The 17,115-nt window shown below is 57.2% G+C and carries 14 protein-coding genes; 9 read left to right on the forward strand and 5 right to left on the reverse strand.

Annotated features, from left to right (window positions below):
- Positions 1-1,782: 1,782 nt before the first annotated feature.
- The gene (locus tag P6U27_RS30265; RefSeq protein ID WP_407193045.1) at positions 1,783-3,633 is read left to right on the forward strand and encodes a trehalose-6-phosphate synthase; all 1,851 of its coding nucleotides are present in this window, start codon (positions 1,783-1,785) and stop codon (positions 3,631-3,633) included.
- 634 nt (positions 3,634-4,267) lie between these two features.
- On the opposite strand, the gene P6U27_RS30270 is transcribed toward P6U27_RS30265, so the two are convergent.
- The 3 genes from P6U27_RS30270 to P6U27_RS30280 all read right to left on the reverse strand — a co-directional run bounded on the left by P6U27_RS30270 (position 4,268) and on the right by P6U27_RS30280 (position 6,003).
- Positions 4,268-4,408: a hypothetical protein gene (locus P6U27_RS30270; protein ID WP_407193046.1), complete on the reverse strand. Its 141-nt coding sequence runs from the start codon at positions 4,406-4,408 to the stop codon at positions 4,268-4,270.
- A gap of 384 nt (positions 4,409-4,792) precedes the next feature.
- The gene (locus P6U27_RS30275; protein WP_407194500.1) at positions 4,793-5,014 is read right to left on the reverse strand and encodes a hypothetical protein; all 222 of its coding nucleotides are present in this window, start codon (positions 5,012-5,014) and stop codon (positions 4,793-4,795) included.
- 113 nt (positions 5,015-5,127) lie between these two features.
- A complete protein-coding gene (locus tag P6U27_RS30280; RefSeq protein ID WP_407193047.1) occupies positions 5,128-6,003 on the reverse strand; it encodes a LysR family transcriptional regulator in 876 nt (291 codons plus the stop codon).
- A 1,173-nt stretch (positions 6,004-7,176) separates the two neighbouring features.
- Between P6U27_RS30280 and P6U27_RS30285 the strand changes: the two genes are divergently transcribed.
- The 8 genes from P6U27_RS30285 (at position 7,177) to P6U27_RS30320 (ending at position 14,377) form a co-directional block, all read left to right on the forward strand.
- Positions 7,177-8,349 (forward strand): cobalamin-independent methionine synthase II family protein, encoded by a 1,173-nt coding sequence (locus P6U27_RS30285; RefSeq protein ID WP_407193048.1) that lies wholly within the window; start codon positions 7,177-7,179, stop codon positions 8,347-8,349.
- Positions 8,350-8,377: 28 nt separating this feature from the next.
- The gene (locus P6U27_RS30290; protein WP_407193049.1) at positions 8,378-9,214 is read left to right on the forward strand and encodes a phosphodiesterase; all 837 of its coding nucleotides are present in this window, start codon (positions 8,378-8,380) and stop codon (positions 9,212-9,214) included.
- Positions 9,215-9,466: 252 nt separating this feature from the next.
- Positions 9,467-10,702 carry an ABC transporter substrate-binding protein gene (locus P6U27_RS30295; RefSeq protein WP_407193050.1) on the forward strand — a complete coding sequence of 412 codons (1,236 nt, stop codon included), beginning with the start codon at positions 9,467-9,469 and terminating at the stop codon, positions 10,700-10,702.
- A 77-nt stretch (positions 10,703-10,779) separates the two neighbouring features.
- Positions 10,780-11,643 (forward strand): branched-chain amino acid ABC transporter permease, encoded by an 864-nt coding sequence (locus P6U27_RS30300; protein WP_407193051.1) that lies wholly within the window; start codon positions 10,780-10,782, stop codon positions 11,641-11,643.
- A gap of 4 nt (positions 11,644-11,647) precedes the next feature.
- Positions 11,648-12,664 carry a branched-chain amino acid ABC transporter permease gene (locus tag P6U27_RS30305; RefSeq protein ID WP_407193052.1) on the forward strand — a complete coding sequence of 339 codons (1,017 nt, stop codon included), beginning with the start codon at positions 11,648-11,650 and terminating at the stop codon, positions 12,662-12,664.
- A complete protein-coding gene (locus P6U27_RS30310; RefSeq protein ID WP_407193053.1) occupies positions 12,661-13,407 on the forward strand; it encodes an ATP-binding cassette domain-containing protein in 747 nt (248 codons plus the stop codon). Before P6U27_RS30305 ends, P6U27_RS30310 begins: the two co-directional genes overlap by 4 nt.
- The gene (locus P6U27_RS30315) at positions 13,394-14,080 is read left to right on the forward strand and encodes an ABC transporter ATP-binding protein (protein ID WP_407193054.1); all 687 of its coding nucleotides are present in this window, start codon (positions 13,394-13,396) and stop codon (positions 14,078-14,080) included. Before P6U27_RS30310 ends, P6U27_RS30315 begins: the two co-directional genes overlap by 14 nt.
- 96 nt (positions 14,081-14,176) lie before the next feature.
- Positions 14,177-14,377 (forward strand): hypothetical protein, encoded by a 201-nt coding sequence (locus tag P6U27_RS30320; RefSeq protein WP_407194501.1) that lies wholly within the window; start codon positions 14,177-14,179, stop codon positions 14,375-14,377.
- Between the two features lie 193 nt (positions 14,378-14,570).
- Here P6U27_RS30320 and P6U27_RS30325 read toward each other — a convergent pair whose 3' ends face one another.
- Complete coding sequence (locus P6U27_RS30325) at positions 14,571-15,767, reverse strand: MFS transporter (RefSeq protein WP_407193055.1); 1,197 nt, start codon at positions 15,765-15,767, stop codon at positions 14,571-14,573.
- 427 nt (positions 15,768-16,194) lie between these two features.
- The gene (locus tag P6U27_RS30330) at positions 16,195-17,115 is read right to left on the reverse strand and encodes a 3-hydroxyacyl-CoA dehydrogenase (protein WP_407193056.1); all 921 of its coding nucleotides are present in this window, start codon (positions 17,113-17,115) and stop codon (positions 16,195-16,197) included.

Here is a 17,115-nt window from a genome sequence, read left to right on the forward strand (position 1 = left end):
CAGTTTCGCCGCAGGGCTTCAGCCCAGATGACGTTTTGATATTCGCTTCACTCGTCGCGCGCACCGCTGACAGAAGAGTTGCGGAGCCTCGAACATGCCGCGTTGGACCCAGAGCCCGCGGATGGTTTCATCGACCTTGAACAACAGGGCGGCCTCAAAATCCTTTGCGCAGCCTGGAGCAGGGTTATCAATCCGAGCATGCCTGCATGAAGATACCTGAGGTGTTTTCTTCAAGCACGAAGACGCTCGCAGATCAGCGCTTTGGCTCCTCGTCTTCGGATCTCAATCGCGTGTCGCGCCCAAGACAATCCTCAAGGAAGCGCATTTGGGCAAGTTATCCGTCCCGCATGTGGTGTTACTCGCGCCACCCCCGAGCGAACGCACCGCAATCAACAAAACGCCCACCATACGGAGGCTATCACTTCGCCCGACCCGCCATAGAGCGATGCGTCTTGGCTTGCCGGTGGCGAAACTTGCCGCCGTACACATGCGCCCTTCTTTCAACGATCCCACAATCGCCTGGAAAATGCCACGGGACCCCTCTTGTCACGATGGTTTCGCCATGCGGGCGATGGCGCTCTCCGCATTGGATTGGTTGCCGCTGGGTCGCGGTGGCCTTCATCTACCGGTAGTGAGATTGCTCGACGCTCGAGCCGCCGCTCCAAGTCTCCATTCGGCGACAACTGATCAGGCACGAAGCAGCTTCACTTTGAGCTCGTCCATTTGCCTGACCTTCTTCTTCAGGATCCAAATCGTCCTGCATCAACTCACGACCGCCTGCGATGCAAGGCCAGCGCTTGGCTCCAAGACTCCCGCTCGACACCTGGTCGCTTCTGCCGGCTGAGCCGCGGCTTAAAAGTGACGCGAACGATCATTCCAAAGCATAACGTCTAACCTTAGCGGGTATCATATTAATGAGAGAGCCATTCATCGCCAGTCCGTTACATGACCGGCGGATTCCGGCTGCCAATGCAAAGCCCAGCCGAACATGGCCGAGTCGCGATGCTGGCTCGCGGTTTGGGAAGTGCATCAATCTCAATACCTCGCTCGGATGCTGCATGAGCATCATGGTCTCAAGTGGTGTCGTCACACAGGCTACCGGCATGCCAATACACTCGAGCATTTCTATAGAGAACACTACGTAGGCCTTCCCGCGCCATCTAGTGGCTGGCGCCCTATCTGTTGCGCCTGAAACAAGCGATGGCTTGAGCAAGACAGGGACAGTCGCAACCTTTCGGCCAGCATGATCTCACTATTTTGCGCAGGTCGTTGCGGTACGAGCTCAAGTGAATGTGGCTGCAGCGACAAGACCGCACCGGACTAGATAGCTGAAGCGTGTGCAATCTGAGCGGCCTCTTTGATGAGCTGGATATCAGCCAACGCACGGCAGCGCACGTGCGTCTGGCTAAACAATACCTGTCCTGAACATCTTTCGTGGCGCTATCGTCAGCTTAGCGCTGAACGCGCGCTCCATCCGGGGGCGCTCTCGTCATTGAAGGAAAACGAAAACGTCCCGCCCGCGATGGTCGTAACGATCATAGGCCTACCGTTTTTCTTCCAGCCAATCGATTTCCGTGTCAGGCTCACCCCGCTCATCACGTCGTGCAGGTTCTTTGGCCATCACTTGCTCTTGCGTCGCCGACAGAGCGGCATCTGTGCGGCTATCTCACCCGCCGAATTGTCAGCTTCCAGAAAGCTGCACCTGCCAGTCTGGCATCGTGGAGATATCTCGGTCGATCCACGAGTGCATCGAACCGGAACATCGTCAATGGGAGTTACGAGATGGTTCGAATCCATGACGCGTTCGACACCGCAAGGTCAGGCGCAACTGAGCAAGCTGAAAGTGGAGGTCAGATTGCCTTCGACATGCACCTGGACGGCGTTCCGCTGGAGCAAGGGCAACACGAAGGAGCAGGACCTTCCGCTGCGGTTGTCTCAAGCGACCCGGAGGACCGCCTCGACACCGTAAACCAGCAGCCCGACATGAAGCTGGTCGTCATCTCGAACCGGGTTGCCCCCTTCGCCCCTGATAAGCCCCAGACCGGCGGGCTTGCGGCGGCCCTCGAACCGGTCGTTGAACGTTCCGGTGCACTCTGGGTGGGTTCCTCTGATACCCGAGGAGATGGGACGGACCAGCCCTTGCCGCTGGTGAAGAGCGGTGCAGGCGACGTGGCAAGGCTAGACCTGCCAGAGGCGGACTATCCCGGCTATTATCGAGGTTTTTCGAATTCGACACTGTGGCCTGCACTGCACTCCCTGCTCCAGCGGATGTCGGGCTCCGAAGGCGATTATGAGAGCTATCGGAATGTCAACGCGTTTATAGCGCGAGCGGCCTTCGACGTCCGGGATCGGGACGCATTCTGGGTCCATGATTATCATTTACTTCCGCTCGCGGCTGAAGTGCATAGGCTCGGCATCGATCGGCCGACCGGCTTCTTTCTGCACACGCCATGGCCGGCGCCCGACATGATCGAGCACGTACCCCACCATCGCGAACTTATGAAGTTGATGCTGGAGTACGATCTGCTCGGCTTTCAGACAAACCGGGATCTCAACAATTTTCTGGCTTGCCTGCAGGTCTATTTCGGACTTGAGAGCAAGAATGGCATCGTCACAACAGAGCGTGGCCAGACGCGGCTCCAAAAATTCCCGATCGGCATCGATCCCAAGCAGTTCGCAGAGTCTCTTGCGGCAGAGCTTTCCCCGGCAGAGGAAGAAAAACTCTCGTCATTATTGCAGAAATTCGAGGGCGCCAAGTTTGCGATCGGCGTAGACCGGCTCGACTACACAAAGGGTATCGATAAGAGGGTCGAAGCGTTCAACCACCTTTTAGCCGCGAAACCTGGCAGCATCTCGTTGCTGCAGATCGCGCCGTCCTCTCGTGCAGATGTCGGCGAATATCAGAAATACAAGGAGGACGTGGAGAATGCGATCAGCCAAGTCAATGCTGAACATGCCAGGGAGGAGTGGAAGGCGATCCACTACACGAATGACTCGTTCAGCCAGGCTGCACTCGCCCGTCTTTACCGCGCCGCAAATGTAGGTCTCGTCACGCCGCTGCGTGATGGCATGAATCTGGTAGCGAAAGAATATGTCGCGGCCCAAGACCCAAATGATCCCGGAGTTCTGGTACTATCGAAGTTTGCTGGGTCGGCCGAAGATTTCAGCGAAGACGAGGCACTGCTGGTTGACCCAAACAATCCCGAAGAGATTGCAGACGCTATTTCGAAAGCGACCAACATGCCGCTGGAGGAGCGTGTCAAGCGCTGGCGGTCGATGATGGATAAGATTGAATCCTATACCATCCACGACTGGTCAGCTGACTACCTCCGGGAACTGGACAAAAGTCGCGTCACCGTTCCGGCTGATCAGTTCCACCATCTCGGTCTCGGCTGGACCAACGAGGCCCAGATGCCGCTCTATCGAAATTATACAGCGGCGCTGACTGCCTACAATGAGATCGAGCCCGCGGCTTGCGCCTTAAAGGAAGCCGCCTACGCAGACGTGAAGTTGGGTTTTCAGGCGTTGGCGGCCCCGCTGAAGCATACACAGGATAAACTCTGGGATTTGCGGGCGCCGACAGGATCACGCGATGGTGCACGCGAGCAAGGTCTCGACACTAATGAGGATTGACCGCGCAAAACGCACGGCGGATGGCGGGCCCTGAGCAAAATCGCGACTTTCGCGTTGAGGCGGCTCATGCGGGCGAATCACGTCCGCATAATGAACGAGACCTTTAAGTACCGGCGTCACGACAATGCGGCGTCGCCCAACACCAAAATTGCCGCACATCGCTATGTTGCTGCATCTGACCGACGCTGATGCGATGGGCGCGAGCGGTACTCGGCGCACTGCTGTCCGCACCGGAAAAGCGCTTACCTGAATAGACCGCGCTAGTACCTTCAACGAATAGCTCGCCGTGAGGGCAATAATCGCGAGCCGGTCCGGGTGATCCGCAGCAGCGGGCTGCTCGAAAGAAATCTCCCCTCTTGATCTTGTTTGTGAAGTCTGGCTGCTATGGGCCTAACTGATGAGGGATGGTGGGCCGCGCCGTAAATGACCAGTGCACCGGCTCAGCGAATATCCGCGCGTCGAGACCATCTTTATTGACAGCCTCGATGAACAGCGGTCGCGAGCACGGTCGTGACGAAAGGGCAAGCAGCGCCGGCCTGACGAGCGCCCCCTCACACACAGCGAGCTCGCGGCTTTTCAATGTGTCAATGGCACCCGGGTCCACGACCCAAAGTCCAGCGTGCAGATCAAATGTCTACCATGGAAGGTACAGCGCGACGAACAGCAGCAAGGCCAAAAGCCCGAATGTCCAGATAATCGGCCCCATCATTGTCGACATTTCTAAAGCTCGTTCGAGCTCTTCGGCCGCTCGCTTGCAATCTTCTGCGATGTTCATTAGCCCATTCCGCTCGAGATCCAAGTGGGCACGCTCCGCTTCAGACCGACAAATCTGCTCGACCCGCCGCAACTCTCTGAGATTTCGTTTTCTTCGTTTGTGCCCGCTCATCCGAGCAGCCCAGTCTCAGGGCGATGCGGCAAGAATTTGGCGGGCCAGCTCAAATATGACTGCTGCCAGGTCCGACAGGCCTACGTCACGTTTGTCGTCCGACGTGAGGCAGGCTAGTCCCACAAAGCTAATCGAATCGACTCCCCCAAGCCAGCGACGGTAAAGACTTCGAGCTCCTGCACCGGCTCCTTGTGGAGCGAATGACTTCGCGTTTGCTGAATCGAAGAGAAGGGCGCGACCATATTAAGCGCTGATTCAGCGGCAATGGTATCGCTATCCGAGAACGCGCATACAGATTAAGATCATCAAGAATGATCGCACAGGGAAGTAGATCGGAGCGACCGCCTGCATATTTCGTAAACACCTCGGCCGCGATATCCACGCCGGGCTTAGAGGTTCGCAAAGCAAACCAGTCGCCCACGTATTGTCGCATCCCGGAAGCGCCCCAGATCTTCTGTATCCCGTTGCGATGACCGGGATATCACAGATTTCCATCGTGGTTGAGCCCGCCGCCTCAATCCAAACCAGCTTGGTTGCGCCAGGTCGCAAAATGACCGACCTCACCTGGAAGCCCGCTCATTCTTTCGGGGAAGATCAGATAGGCGTCGTTAAAGAATTTGCACCGTATCAAAGAAGGACTTGACGGATCGTAGTCGTCTTTTGTCCGATGTCGTCACTATGTACGTTTTGAAATGAATGCTGAGCTCGTCGACCGGTTTGTATACGAGTTCTTCTGTTGGAAACACACTGTCTTCGAGAAGTATTCCTATCCCGATTCCGTGCAGAACGGCTTCCTTCAGAACCGCATAGGTGGTCATCTTGATAATGTTCGGCATGCTTATGCTGTTCTCAAGGCATGCTTTCTGTATTTCGCGCAGCGTGAGTGAACCATCCTCGGTCAAAATGACTCTTTCTTGAGCAAGTTCAGCCAGACTGAGTGTCTCTCTCCTCGCGAGTGGATGCTCCCGGCGGATGAGTGCCATAAGCCGCGTCTTGCTCAGCTCCACATGAAATAGATTGGCGATGTCGTCTGGCTCAGTGACGATGGCAATGTCTACATCATGTTGCTCAAGTCGCTGCTTCGCAAGTTCCCAAGTTACTAGCGAGAAGGTGATTCTCACCGCGGGAAAGCGTCTGTTGAACTCAGAGATGATCGGCATCGCAGGACGAGGCGCATTTGCGATGACCGTTAGATGCCCAGCTGATAGGTCACTGTAGGCATCAACCGTCTCCGCGACGAGTTGCTCAAGGACCCGCACGCGATCAGTTAGCGCAAATAGCTCCTGAGCGGGCTTGGTCGGCTCAAGCCCATTGCGATGGCGGATGAAGAGTGTCGTGCCCATACGTTGCTCCAGCTTGGCAAGATGCTGGGTGACGGCCGACTGGGTAACGCCGAGGACAGCCGCAGCCTCCGAAACGCTTCTTCGCCGGAAAACCTCCGTGAAGGCTGCTATCTGGTGAGAACTGATCTTCATAGCGCTCATGGCCTTGTCGCGCGGGCCTTCTTCGCATTCCGAACCTGGGCTCTAGGCCTGCCTGACCGCATAGCGCTCTGCGCTTCCAAAAGTCGGAACCCTTTGGATTGGCGTGTGATCATCATTGTGGGGCGCTAATGCGCTCCCGCCACCTGGATCTCGAGAAATCCGTATCGGCACCAGATCCTCAGGTACAAGAGCCTTCGTCCTACTGCTTCTTGAATCGTCCCCGACACGGGAGTGCTCCTCGATGAAGCAAGGCTTCTGCTCACCCGAATCGGGAGCAAGATGAACGGCGCCCTCTCGAACTACCGACCGCTTGCAGCGCTACTTAACCGGGACTGACGTGAAATCGACGTTTCTTATACCGCTTTCGCTTGGCACGACGAAGCGCTCCTCGATAGGCTCTCAGATCGCCATACAGTGGCCTGTCACGGTGCTGTGAATGAAGATCACACGGTATCTGAATTGTCAAACATCTGCTGTGTCCGGCAAACGTCGTGCGCTAGCCCTGGCGGTCTGCGCCAGCAATGTTCGTTGCGCATACCTAGGATAGGTTCAACTTTCGAGTGTCTCAGCCGGGGCCGTTCTTAAAAAACGAACGGACCAGCTTGATCATTGAGCGCGCTGAAAGGGACCTCGCGATCGGCGGCTATTTGGTGCGAGGCATATGACATCAGCTATGAGCGGTAGGCGACGGCATCAGCCCGTTAAGCCGATCAACTCTACGCTGCGCATCATTTACGGGCGCGGCTTTCGATGAGTGTGATGACGCCATCTCAACCGGCCGCACGGAGAAATCGCGTAGGCCTATGCGCAGGGTAATCGGTTCATACAACATATTGCTAATTCTTAGAGAGCGTTGTTTTTCGCCATCTCGGCAGCGTGCGGAAACCAAACTACGGCGCTCGCCTTAACGGATCAGAGCTGCGGCAACCAAATAGTCAAACGTGAGATTGTCGTGGCCTGTAGAACCGATGTCGCTGCTATTAGCTGCGCTAATATCAAGACATTTCTACGTCAACAGCACTTGCTATGCCCCCTGAATGAAAGCGGTCGGGCAGTCCTCGCGCAAAGCTAACAGCGCAACGCTCTCCCGCAAGGCATCAATACAGGAGCCTACTCCCCCGACGAAGGAGGGAGGCGGGACAACCTTTTTCACTGCAAGCAATAGGACACGCTATGAAAATAAGCATCGATCGGATCCTCACGACTCATGTCGGTAGTCTGCCGCGGCCACCCGCATTGGAGGAGAAGCTGCTGGCGAAAGAGAAGGGCAAATGGGACCCCGCCGCTGGCTTGTTACTAGCTGGTGATATCAGCTCGGCGGTCGAGGACGTCGTGAAGAAGCAGGCCAGCATCGGCTTAACCATCGTCGACGATGGCGAGATGAGTAAATACGCCTATTCGACCTATGCGCGGGAGCGCATGACAGGCCTGACCGGAGTTGATCAACCACTCGCGCTATCCGAATTGGCCGAGTTTTCGAATTTCGCAAAGAGGGTCAATCTAGACATCAAGACGCCGGCCTGCGTCGGGCCGATCGAGTATCACGGAGAAGCGGCTGTTGCGACCGATATCGCCAACCTCAAGAAGGCGCTCGCTACGGTTTCTGTTGAGGAGGCGTTCATGAACGCATCCTCTCCCGGAATCATGGCCCATTACATGCCGAACAATTTTTATCCGTCCCAAGAAGCCTACCTCTATGCGCTGGCGGATGCCATGAAGCAGGAGTACGACACCATCGCAGACTCGGGCCTTCTTCTGCAGATCGATTGTCCGGATCTTGCGCTCGGCCGCCATTTCCGCGCCAATCCGATGGACGTTGCGGAATTCCGCAAGGAAATCGCCCTTCACGTCGAAGTGCTTAATCATGCTCTGCGCGACATTCCCGCCGATCGGATGCGCCTGCATCTATGCTGGGGCAATTACGAGTCGCCGCATCATCACGACATCGATCTTCACGAGATCTTCGACATCGTCATCAAGGCACGGCCAATGGCGCTGTTGCTTGAGGCTGCAAATCCACGTCATTCGCATGAATGGAGCCTGTTCAAGGAAACCCGACTGCCCGAAGACAAGGTCATCGTGCCCGGCGTAATCGATACCTGCACGAACTATATCGAGCACCCCGAAGTCGTGGCGCAGCGCATCGAACAATATGCCAATCTGGTCGGGCGAGAGCGCGTGATCGCCGGCACGGATTGCGGCTTCGCCAGCTTCGCAACATTCCACAGCGTCGACCCGGACATTGCCTGGCGCAAGCTCGAATCGCTAACTCAAGGCGCTGACATTGCATCTCGTCGGCTCTGGAACGCGAGCTCCAGCCGAGCTGGTCAAGCCATCGCATCCTGACAACGTGACACGCTCGCAAATATCACAAATGAAAATCATCCAAATCACCGACCTCCACCTGGTTTCAAAAGGTGAGCGTCTGTTCGATAATGATCCAGGTGAGCGCCTAAGTGCCTGCCTCGCCGATGTCGCCAAGCACCATTCAGACGCTGGGCTTTGTGTCATTACAGGTGATCTTGCCCATCACGGCGAGAGGAGCGCCTATCTTCGCCTGCGCAAAGCACTCGAGGTTTTGCCGATGCCGGTGCGACTTCTGATGGGCAATCACGATGATCGTGATAATTTTCGCAACGTATTTCCTGATGCTCCCATAGACGATGCCGGCTTCGTCCAGTCGGCGCTAGACACGGCGGCCGGGCGCTTTCTTTTTCTCGACACCAAATGCTCCGAGGGCCATGCGGGTCATTATTGTGCGAAGCGCCAGGCCTGGCTTCGCGAGCGCCTCGAAGAGGCGAAAGGCAAACCGATTTATCTGTTCATGCATCACCCGCCGCTGTCGGTTCATTTCCGGCCTGCGGATGAGCTGATGCTTGGCGACGGCGAGGCCTTCGGAAAGCTTCTTCAGGGGCATTCTATCCGCCATCTGTTCTTTGGACATGTGCATCGCCCGATCGCCGGAAGTTGGCAGCGGATTCCCTTCTCGACACTGCGCGGGCTCAATCATCAAGTGTGGCTCGATTTCGAGCGTAGTCGAGGAATTCCCTGCAGCATGGAGCCGCCGGCTTATGCGATCGCATTTTTGAATGCGGATGCTGTGGTGATCCACACCCACGACTTTCTCGATACAAGCGCAAAGTACTTGTACGATCCCGACCTTCCCGTCGAGCGTCAAGTTGTTCCGATGCCGCGAGCGACCGAACGCTAATCCCGCACGCGGCGGGATCCCCTTTCTCGCTGACGATCGTCAAGCCTGCCTCTCCGTCGTCTGCCCCGGCGGCAGTCTCGGTCGCGCCATTGAGTTCTTTATTTCGAGTCTCGAAGGAGCATTCTCATGGATTCGTCCGTCGCGCGTTTTGTAGCCGAACGGCCGATAGCGCGGCGCGCCGCACCAAACGAAACACGGGCTTCAATGGGCGGCACCTGATCTCTTCGTCTATCCAAAACAAGGAGCATTCATATGAAACTATCCCGTCGTACGTTTCTCGGCGCTTCTGCGGCGATCTCGGGGGCATCCATCGCTGGCGCACTTTCTGGTCGTGCCTGGGGCGCATCCGACAGTGTTGCTATCGCCTCCCTACACGACTTGTCGGGCCCCCTGGATATTTATGGTGTGCCGTCGAATTTGTGCATGAAGGTCGCCGTCGAGGAGATCAATGCCGCCGGCGGCCTCCTCGGCAAAAAGGTCGAACTCAAGGTTTATGACGGCCAGTCCGACATCAACAAGTACCCGCAATACGCTCAGAAGGCCGTGCTGAATGACCGGGTTGTCATGGTGCAAGGCGCGCTCAGTGGCGCTGCCCGCGAGGCGACGCGCCCCGTTCTGCGCAAGCACAAGATACCGTTTATCTATGGTTCCTTTTACGAAGGCGGGCTCTGTGAGAAGAATACCTTCTGCGTCAATACGGGGGGCAACCAGCAAGTCGTTCCGCTGCTCGAATGGTCGTTCAAGAATCTCGGCAAGAAGCTCTATTACATTGCGTCGGACTACAACGCCCCCCGCAATTTCGGCATTTGGAATCACGTGATGGCCAAACGTGAAGGCGGTCAGGTGTTGGCCGATGACTATTACCCGATGGACGTCACTGATTTCACCGCGGCCATTGCAAAAATCCAGGCCGCCAAACCGGACATCGTGCATTCCTGCCTGGTTGGCGGTCCAGCCATGTCATTCTATCGGCAATGGGCCGCGGCCGGCATGCTGAACAAGATTCCGATTATCTCGATCGTGTTCGCCGCGGGTAATGAGCACGCGTTACTTGCTCCGGAGGAAACCGATGGCGTGATCGTCGCCTACAACTACTTCCAGGAACTCGACACGCCCAAGAACAAGGAGTTTCTGGCCAAGGTCGAAGCCGTAGCCGGCAAGAACCATTCCTACATCAACGGTGAAGTGTTCGGCGGTTACAGCGGTGTCATGCTCTGGGCCGAAGCGGTCAAACGTGCCGGCAGTTTCGAACGGGACGCGGTTCTGGCGGCTCTGGAAAGCGGCATCCGCTGGGAAGGCCCGGCCGGGGTCATGACCACGGACGGTCCCACTCACAACACGATGCAAGATGTTCACATCATCAAGGTCAAGAACCGCGTCTGGAACCTGATCGAGAAGAAGGAGCAGATTGCGCCGGACACATATGGCGGCAGATGCAACGTCTTCACCAATCCACACCAGACCGAGTTCCTGATGCCGCAGATCTAGAGGGCTGGCAGCTGCGGCGCGTCATTCTGCGGTGCCGCAGTTCGCCTGTCTCTCATTTCCGCAAGCCGAGATAGATCATGGACCAGTTCGTCATATTGTGTTTCGCGGTGGTCAATTCAATTGCGCTTCTTGCCCTGATTAGCCTCGGGCTTACCGCCATTTTCGGAATGATGCGCGTCATCAACTTTGCCCATGGCGAATTCATCATGCTTGGCGGCTACGCCACCGTGATTGCCAATCATGCCGGGGTTGATCTTTGGCTTTCCATGCTGGTTGTCTCGCCCCTTGTCGTCGGCCTGATCGGCGCTGTGGTCGAGCGACTCATCATTCGGCGGCTCTACGGTCATTTGGTGACGACGATGCTGGCAACCTGGGGACTTAGCCTTTTCCTAATTGGCGCGGTGACAGCCATCTTCGGCAACACGACGCTGGGCGTGAGCGCACCGCTTGGCAATATTGCAATTGGTGCCTATTCGATCAGCGCTTACCAGCTGTTCCTGATCGCGATCACGGCTCTGCTCGTCGTGTTCTCCCTGTTGGCGCTGCACTGGACGAAATATGGGCTGATCGCTCGGGCGGCGATGCAGAATGCAGAAATGGCGGCGACTCTCGGAGTCGATTGCGATCGCGTTTATGCGACCACCTTCATCATCGGCGCGGCAGCCAGTGGCCTCGCCGGCGCGCTGCTCGCGCCGATATCGGGCGTGCTTCCGCATATTGGGGCCGCCTATGTCGCGCGCGCCTTCGTGACCGTGATCAGCGGTGGCGGAGCTCTCATCACGGGCTTCCTGTCAGCCGCAACGATCCTTGGGCCGGTGGAAGCGCTACTGTCCTATTTCGCAACGCCTGTCGTCGGCCAAGCCTCGCTGTTACTTTTGGCCGTGATCATCCTGCGCCTATTTCCGACGGGCCTCTCCAGCCTCTGGACTGGAGGGCGATAAAATCATGCTGCGCCACATCAAACATGCCCTGTTTCCATTCGCTCTCGTGCTCGCCGCCGTTACCGGGCCATTCGTTCTGGAGCCGTTCGACCTCGTCAATTTGTCCGCCTTTTCGGCCATGGCGATTGCAGCGCTTGGACTGGCCTTCGTTTGGGGGACGCTCGGGATCCTTAACCTCGGACACTCTGTGTTTTTTGGTATCGGTGCGTATGCCTATGCCATCGCGGTCTCAAATTTCGGCGACAGCACCCTTGCCGTGTTGATCGGAACCATGCTGCCGGTGGTATTCTCGCTGGTCCTCGGCTCCTGCCTGTTTTTCAGCCGGCTGGGTGATGTTTATCTTGGCGTCATAACCCTCTGCGTAACGTTGATCTTCTATTCTTTCATGACGTCGACCGCGGATCCCTGGTTTCACATCGGGCCGGTGCCGCTAGGGGGCTTCAACGGCATTACAGCGATTCCCTCGCTCAATATGCCTGCTAATCCGCAGGCCTCCTTATCTACAGAAGCGGCCTTTTCGATCTGCCTGCTCGCATTGGCGGGCGCTCATGTTCTGCTCTCGCTTGTTCGTTCGAGCGATGCCGGTCGGATCATGACGGCGATCCGCGAAAGCGAGTTGCGGAGCGAGCTTCTGGGCTACGACATCCGTTTCTACAAGCTCGTCGGTTTTGCTTTGAGCGCTGCCATTGCCGGGTTTGGCGGGACGCTTTACACAGCGGTAATGGGGTTCGTCAGCCCAAGCGTCTTTGATCTTCCGCAAGCCTCGCAATTCGTTCTGTGGGTTATCGCTGGCGGCCTTGGGACCTTTGTCGGACCCGTGGTTGCAAGCTTCGCCTTTCAGCTTCTAAGTAGCCAGCTTGGTGCCAATCAGGTTTTCAACACGGAGCTGATTTTCGGCGCGACGATCGTCTTATTCGTCCTGCTGGCGCCGCAAGGCCTTCAGCCGATGATTGCTCGCATAGCAAATCTAAAGCTCACATACCGTTTCGGCATCTTCAGGCGGAAGGAGAAAGCGGCATGAGCGGCTTTCCCATTCTCGCAACCCGCGGGCTCGTCAAACGGTTCGGCGGGGTTGCCGCAGTCGACGGCGTGGACCTGGTCGTAGATGTGGGCGAAATCCGCTGCCTGATTGGCCCGAATGGGGCTGGCAAGAGCACGTTGTTCAAATGCCTCACGCACCAACACCAGCCAACCAGCGGGCATGTTCTGTTCGAGGGTCGGGATCTTCAGGGCTTGCCGACCCACCGCATTGCCCGCCGGGGCATTGCGATCAAGAACCAGATACCCAGCATCTACGTCAATCTTGACGTCCGCGAGAATATACGGCTGGCCGCGCTGCGAAGAAAACTAACGAAGCGCGAGTTGGACAGCGTCGTTGATTTGGTCTTAGCCGAGATCGGCTTCGACAACCTTCAAGCCAAACGACCGGCCGCGACCCTCTCACACGCGCATCGCCAATGGTGCGAGCTCGGCATGCTGCTCGCCAGCAATCCGCGGCTTGCTCTTCTGGACGAGCCAACCGCGGGCATGACGCGCGACGAGATGCTGAAGACGGTCGACATCATCAAGCGGCTTAACGCTCGTGCCACCGTTATCGTGGTCGAGCACGATCTTGAGTTCATTGCCCGCCTCGCCCAGAAGGTCACGGTTTTGCACAGGGGAAAGGTGCTGGTGGAAGACAGCATGGAACGGATTGAGGCGAACGAAACCGTGCGAGACATCTATCTCGGTCGCAAGAAGGACACAGCCCATGCTGAAGGTTGAGCGTTTGAGCGCGGGCTACGGCAAGACGCGGGTTTTGCGCGGTCTAAGCTTCGATCTCGCGGCTCAGGAACTTTTAGGCATCGTCGGCCTGAACGGGATGGGCAAAACGACCTTGCTCAAGACGGTCATGGGTCTGCTTCCAGCGGAGGACGGCAAGATCCAACTGGACGGTGTCGCGATCGAAGGTCTGCCTGCGCACCGGCGCAGCCGGATGGGCTTCGGCTACACCCCACAGGGTGGAGCGGGATTTCCCGGCCTGACAGTCAAGGAAAACCTTCTGCTCGCAGGCATGATGCCAAGTGCAGGCCATGCCAAGCCGCTCAGCGAAATCATGTCGCTCTTTCCGCGGCTCGAGAGGCTTCTTAACCGTCCCAGTGCTGCCTTGAGCGGCGGGGAACGGCAGCTGCTTGCGCTCGCGCGCACCATGGTCAGGTCGCCGCGCCTACTTCTCCTTGACGAATTGACCGAGGGCATCCAGCCGTCAGTGACCGACGACATCGCCGAATGCCTCTTGTTGATCCACCGACGTGAAAGGACCGCAATGATCATCGCCGACCAGGACCTCAGTTTCCTCGCATCGCTGGTCGGCAGAGCGCTCCTGGTCCAGAAGGGAGAGGTCGTAGCGCAGCGGTCGCCTGCCGACCTTCTAGCTGACACCGTATTTGAGACGTAAGTGACGATCTAGTTGGCGCTTCGAGGCGGGGTGGATATCCAGGCCGATGCGGGACATCGCCGGCGACAGAGCGGCGAGGTCAAAGCGAGGATCGTAGTGGGGTCGTATGCGCCGGGCGAGGTCTTGTCGGACGTGGCGCGGCGGCACGGCATCGGCCACAGCATCTATTCGTGTGGCGCAGGGCGGCGTGTAGCCGGCGTGCTCAGCCTGCCCGATGATGGTCCGCGTTTAGTGACGCAGCGATGGAAGCGCGTCGCGCTGAGGTGGAGCCCAAAGCAACGGTACCGAGCTCAATAAATTGAGATTGGCGGACGGTGGTGCGCGCGGCAGTCGGGGTCACCCAGTATGGCAGCCCGATGTGCTCCGGGCCCGCGAGGGCGGTCGCATGATCGCGGTTCGAGCGTCAAGGCTTGGTCAAGCCACCTCTCTCATTCTGCCGGCAATCGCCGCCGCAACAACTAGGATCATGGCCATTCCAATCATGCCGGCGTTAAAGGATCCGGTCGCTTCTTTGAGCGAGCCGACCCATGTAGGGCCCAACGAAAGCACCAAAGGCACCGACGGAATTGATGAAAGCGATACCCCCGGCAGCAGCCGCGCCAGTCAGAAAGCTCTGCGGCATCGTGTACAGGATCGTCCGTGCAGAGATCGTGCCCACAAGAGCAAGCGTTAAGCATGTGAGCGTCGGCAAGAGAGACGAGAGGACCGCCGAAAGGGCGAGACCAACTGCGCCAAGCATCAACGCAGCCATCAGATTGTAGATCTTGTAGCCCTTGCGATCGACAAGCCCGGCCCATAACAACATGCCTACGCTTACAAAAAGATATGGCACGGCCGAGAGCCAACCCACCTGCATGTCGCTTATGTTGTGAGTCTTTAGAATCAGAGGAAGCCAGATTCCAATTCCGAATGAGCCTATCGTGAAAGCGAACACGATGGCTGTCAACATCATAACACGGACATCTTTTATTGCAGGCCAAACGTCCTTTTTAACGTTCTTGTGCTCTTCCCTGGCGAGTTCTTTGAGCAGCGCTTCCCGCTCTCCAGGCGTCAGCCACGACGCGTTAGTTGGCTTGTCGGCAAGCAGGACGAAGCAGAGGAGGCCGAGAAGGCAGGCCGGAAGGCCCTCAAGCAGGAACATCCATTGCCAGCCGGCCAGTCCGCCTAATCCATCCAGTTCGAGTAGCCAGGCAGAAAGAGGGTTGCCGATTAAAGAGGACAGTGGTGTTGCAGCCATGAACCAGGCGAGTGCCCTGGTCCGTGATCGCGCCGGAAACCAGATCGAAAGGTACCAAATCACCCCGGGAAAGAAGCCTGATTCAAATGCTCCCAGAAGCAAACGGACCAGGTAGAAACTGTACGGTCCAACTACAAATGCCGTCGAGCCGGCCGCAAGACCCCAGGTGATCATGATGCGGGCGAACCAGCGGCGCGCCCCGAAGCGATACATGAACATGTTGCTGGGCACTTCCAGCACACAATAACTGACAAAAAGAATTCCTGCGCCCCAGCCGAATTGGCTAGCACTCAAGCCGATGGCACTGTTCATCTGCAGCGCAGCGATGCCGACGCTGCTGCGATCAATGTTATTGAAAAGATAACCTAGGACCAAAAGCGGCAGGAGTCGCCGCCTGTTTTTGGCAACAGCGCTAGCGACCAAGGCAGACCTCGCCTCGGCTTCCCCCATTTAGTTCTCCTTCCGCAGCTAAGTACTCTTTCATCCCGGAGCGACATGGCTAATAGAATCGAAGGTGGAAAGACGTGAACCACAGGTATCGCTAGTCCAAGGCGCGATAGGGCGCGTCATTCAAGGCCAAGTTATCGTAGTGCTCTCGAGCGGCAGCACTGGACGGCTGTTCGGGGTGATTCCGTGTCGCAAGTCCAAGCACCGCACGAGCTTTATCTGTTGTGGCGTGCTCGTCACCAAGTTCCCGAATAACGCGCCTGTTTTCTCGCCAAGCCCTACATTGGAGGTAATGACTCCCTGTTCGACTTGTCTTCCAGGCCGACGCGAAGGTAAGCGCCGGCGAGCACTCGTTGAATTGTTGCGAATATTGGTGGGCGCGATGCGGCAGCCTCGTTGGATCCGGTCGTAGCGTTCCTCTAAGGGGCTGTTAGATTTCGGCATATGCGATGCCGGTGAAATTGCCCTGAGACCAGAGCACGTTGCGTTTGTTCTTTCCATCGAGATCAGCAGAATAGATTGATCCTGCGAGATCAGTGACGAACATCTGGTTACCTGGAACGTTGAGGGCTATGCCGATCCCCTCCATGAGGTGCGTGATCAGGATCTCTGGTCCACCCTCGGTATCCGGTCTTGCCCGATTGACAGTGTTGCCGCGCGGAGGGTCGCCGCGGTCAGTCCAATAAAGGACCCGGTTCGACAAATCGAACTCTAGATGAATGGGTTCCGGCAAACCGCCGTAGAGCAACTCGACATCAGAGCGATTCGCCGGGTCCTCGCCGCTTCGAGTAGCGGTGTTGGCCCGAAAGATGCGGCCCAGCCCGCCATTTTCAGGACCTTTCTGCGTCCAATACATCTGCTGACGCTCTGTATCGATCGTGATGCCCACGCACCATCTGGTTGGATCCCGTCGATCGACCTCGCCGTGACCAGCCTCGATGAGCGTCTCGATCTCTGACCCATCGAGATTGCAGCGCATCACGCGCATTCCTTCGCGGTCGCACCAATAGAGCTTGGCGTTCTTTTGATCGAGTTGGATCTGCTTTGGCGTGAACGTCGCACCGCGTGGGACAATCACTTTCCGAGCCCCTCCATCAATGTCAGTCCGCTCGATTGAGCCGTCGTTGACATCGATAGCGGAACCCATGTTGGTCCAATAGATATGACCGGCACGGACATCGACGGCGAGTCCGTCCGGAAGTTGACAATCGGTGACAATGACCTTTCGATTGGAGCCATCCGGATTCATGGCCTGAATGCGGTTGGTGCTGACCTCGAGAAAAAATAGCCGGCCGGCTGACGTCTTCGGAGGAATCGAGGGTTTCGAATTGGGGGTATTAGCACCGGGCAC

The sequence above is a fragment of the Bradyrhizobium sp. STM 3566 genome, from assembly GCF_045571445.1.
In the GTDB taxonomy this organism is placed as follows: domain Bacteria; phylum Pseudomonadota; class Alphaproteobacteria; order Rhizobiales; family Xanthobacteraceae; genus Bradyrhizobium; species Bradyrhizobium vignae.

Excerpts from the sequence above, each read along its gene's own strand:
- P6U27_RS30290 (WP_407193049.1), top strand. The coding sequence starts at position 8,378 with ATGAAAATCATCCAAATCACCGACCTCCACCTGGTTTCAAAAGGTGAG.
- P6U27_RS30285 (WP_407193048.1), top strand. The coding sequence starts at position 7,177 with ATGAAAATAAGCATCGATCGGATCCTCACGACTCATGTCGGTAGTCTG.
- P6U27_RS30325 (WP_407193055.1), bottom strand. The coding sequence starts at position 15,767 with ATGGGGGAAGCCGAGGCGAGGTCTGCCTTGGTCGCTAGCGCTGTTGCC.
- P6U27_RS30265 (WP_407193045.1), top strand. The coding sequence starts at position 1,783 with ATGGTTCGAATCCATGACGCGTTCGACACCGCAAGGTCAGGCGCAACT.
- P6U27_RS30305 (WP_407193052.1), top strand. The coding sequence starts at position 11,648 with ATGCTGCGCCACATCAAACATGCCCTGTTTCCATTCGCTCTCGTGCTC.
- P6U27_RS30300 (WP_407193051.1), top strand. The coding sequence starts at position 10,780 with ATGGACCAGTTCGTCATATTGTGTTTCGCGGTGGTCAATTCAATTGCG.
- P6U27_RS30280 (WP_407193047.1), bottom strand. The coding sequence starts at position 6,003 with ATGAGCGCTATGAAGATCAGTTCTCACCAGATAGCAGCCTTCACGGAG.
- P6U27_RS30315 (WP_407193054.1), top strand. The coding sequence starts at position 13,394 with ATGCTGAAGGTTGAGCGTTTGAGCGCGGGCTACGGCAAGACGCGGGTT.
- P6U27_RS30310 (WP_407193053.1), top strand. The coding sequence starts at position 12,661 with ATGAGCGGCTTTCCCATTCTCGCAACCCGCGGGCTCGTCAAACGGTTC.
- P6U27_RS30270 (WP_407193046.1), bottom strand. The coding sequence starts at position 4,408 with ATGAACATCGCAGAAGATTGCAAGCGAGCGGCCGAAGAGCTCGAACGA.
- P6U27_RS30275 (WP_407194500.1), bottom strand. The coding sequence starts at position 5,014 with ATGGAAATCTGTGATATCCCGGTCATCGCAACGGGATACAGAAGATCT.
- P6U27_RS30295 (WP_407193050.1), top strand. The coding sequence starts at position 9,467 with ATGAAACTATCCCGTCGTACGTTTCTCGGCGCTTCTGCGGCGATCTCG.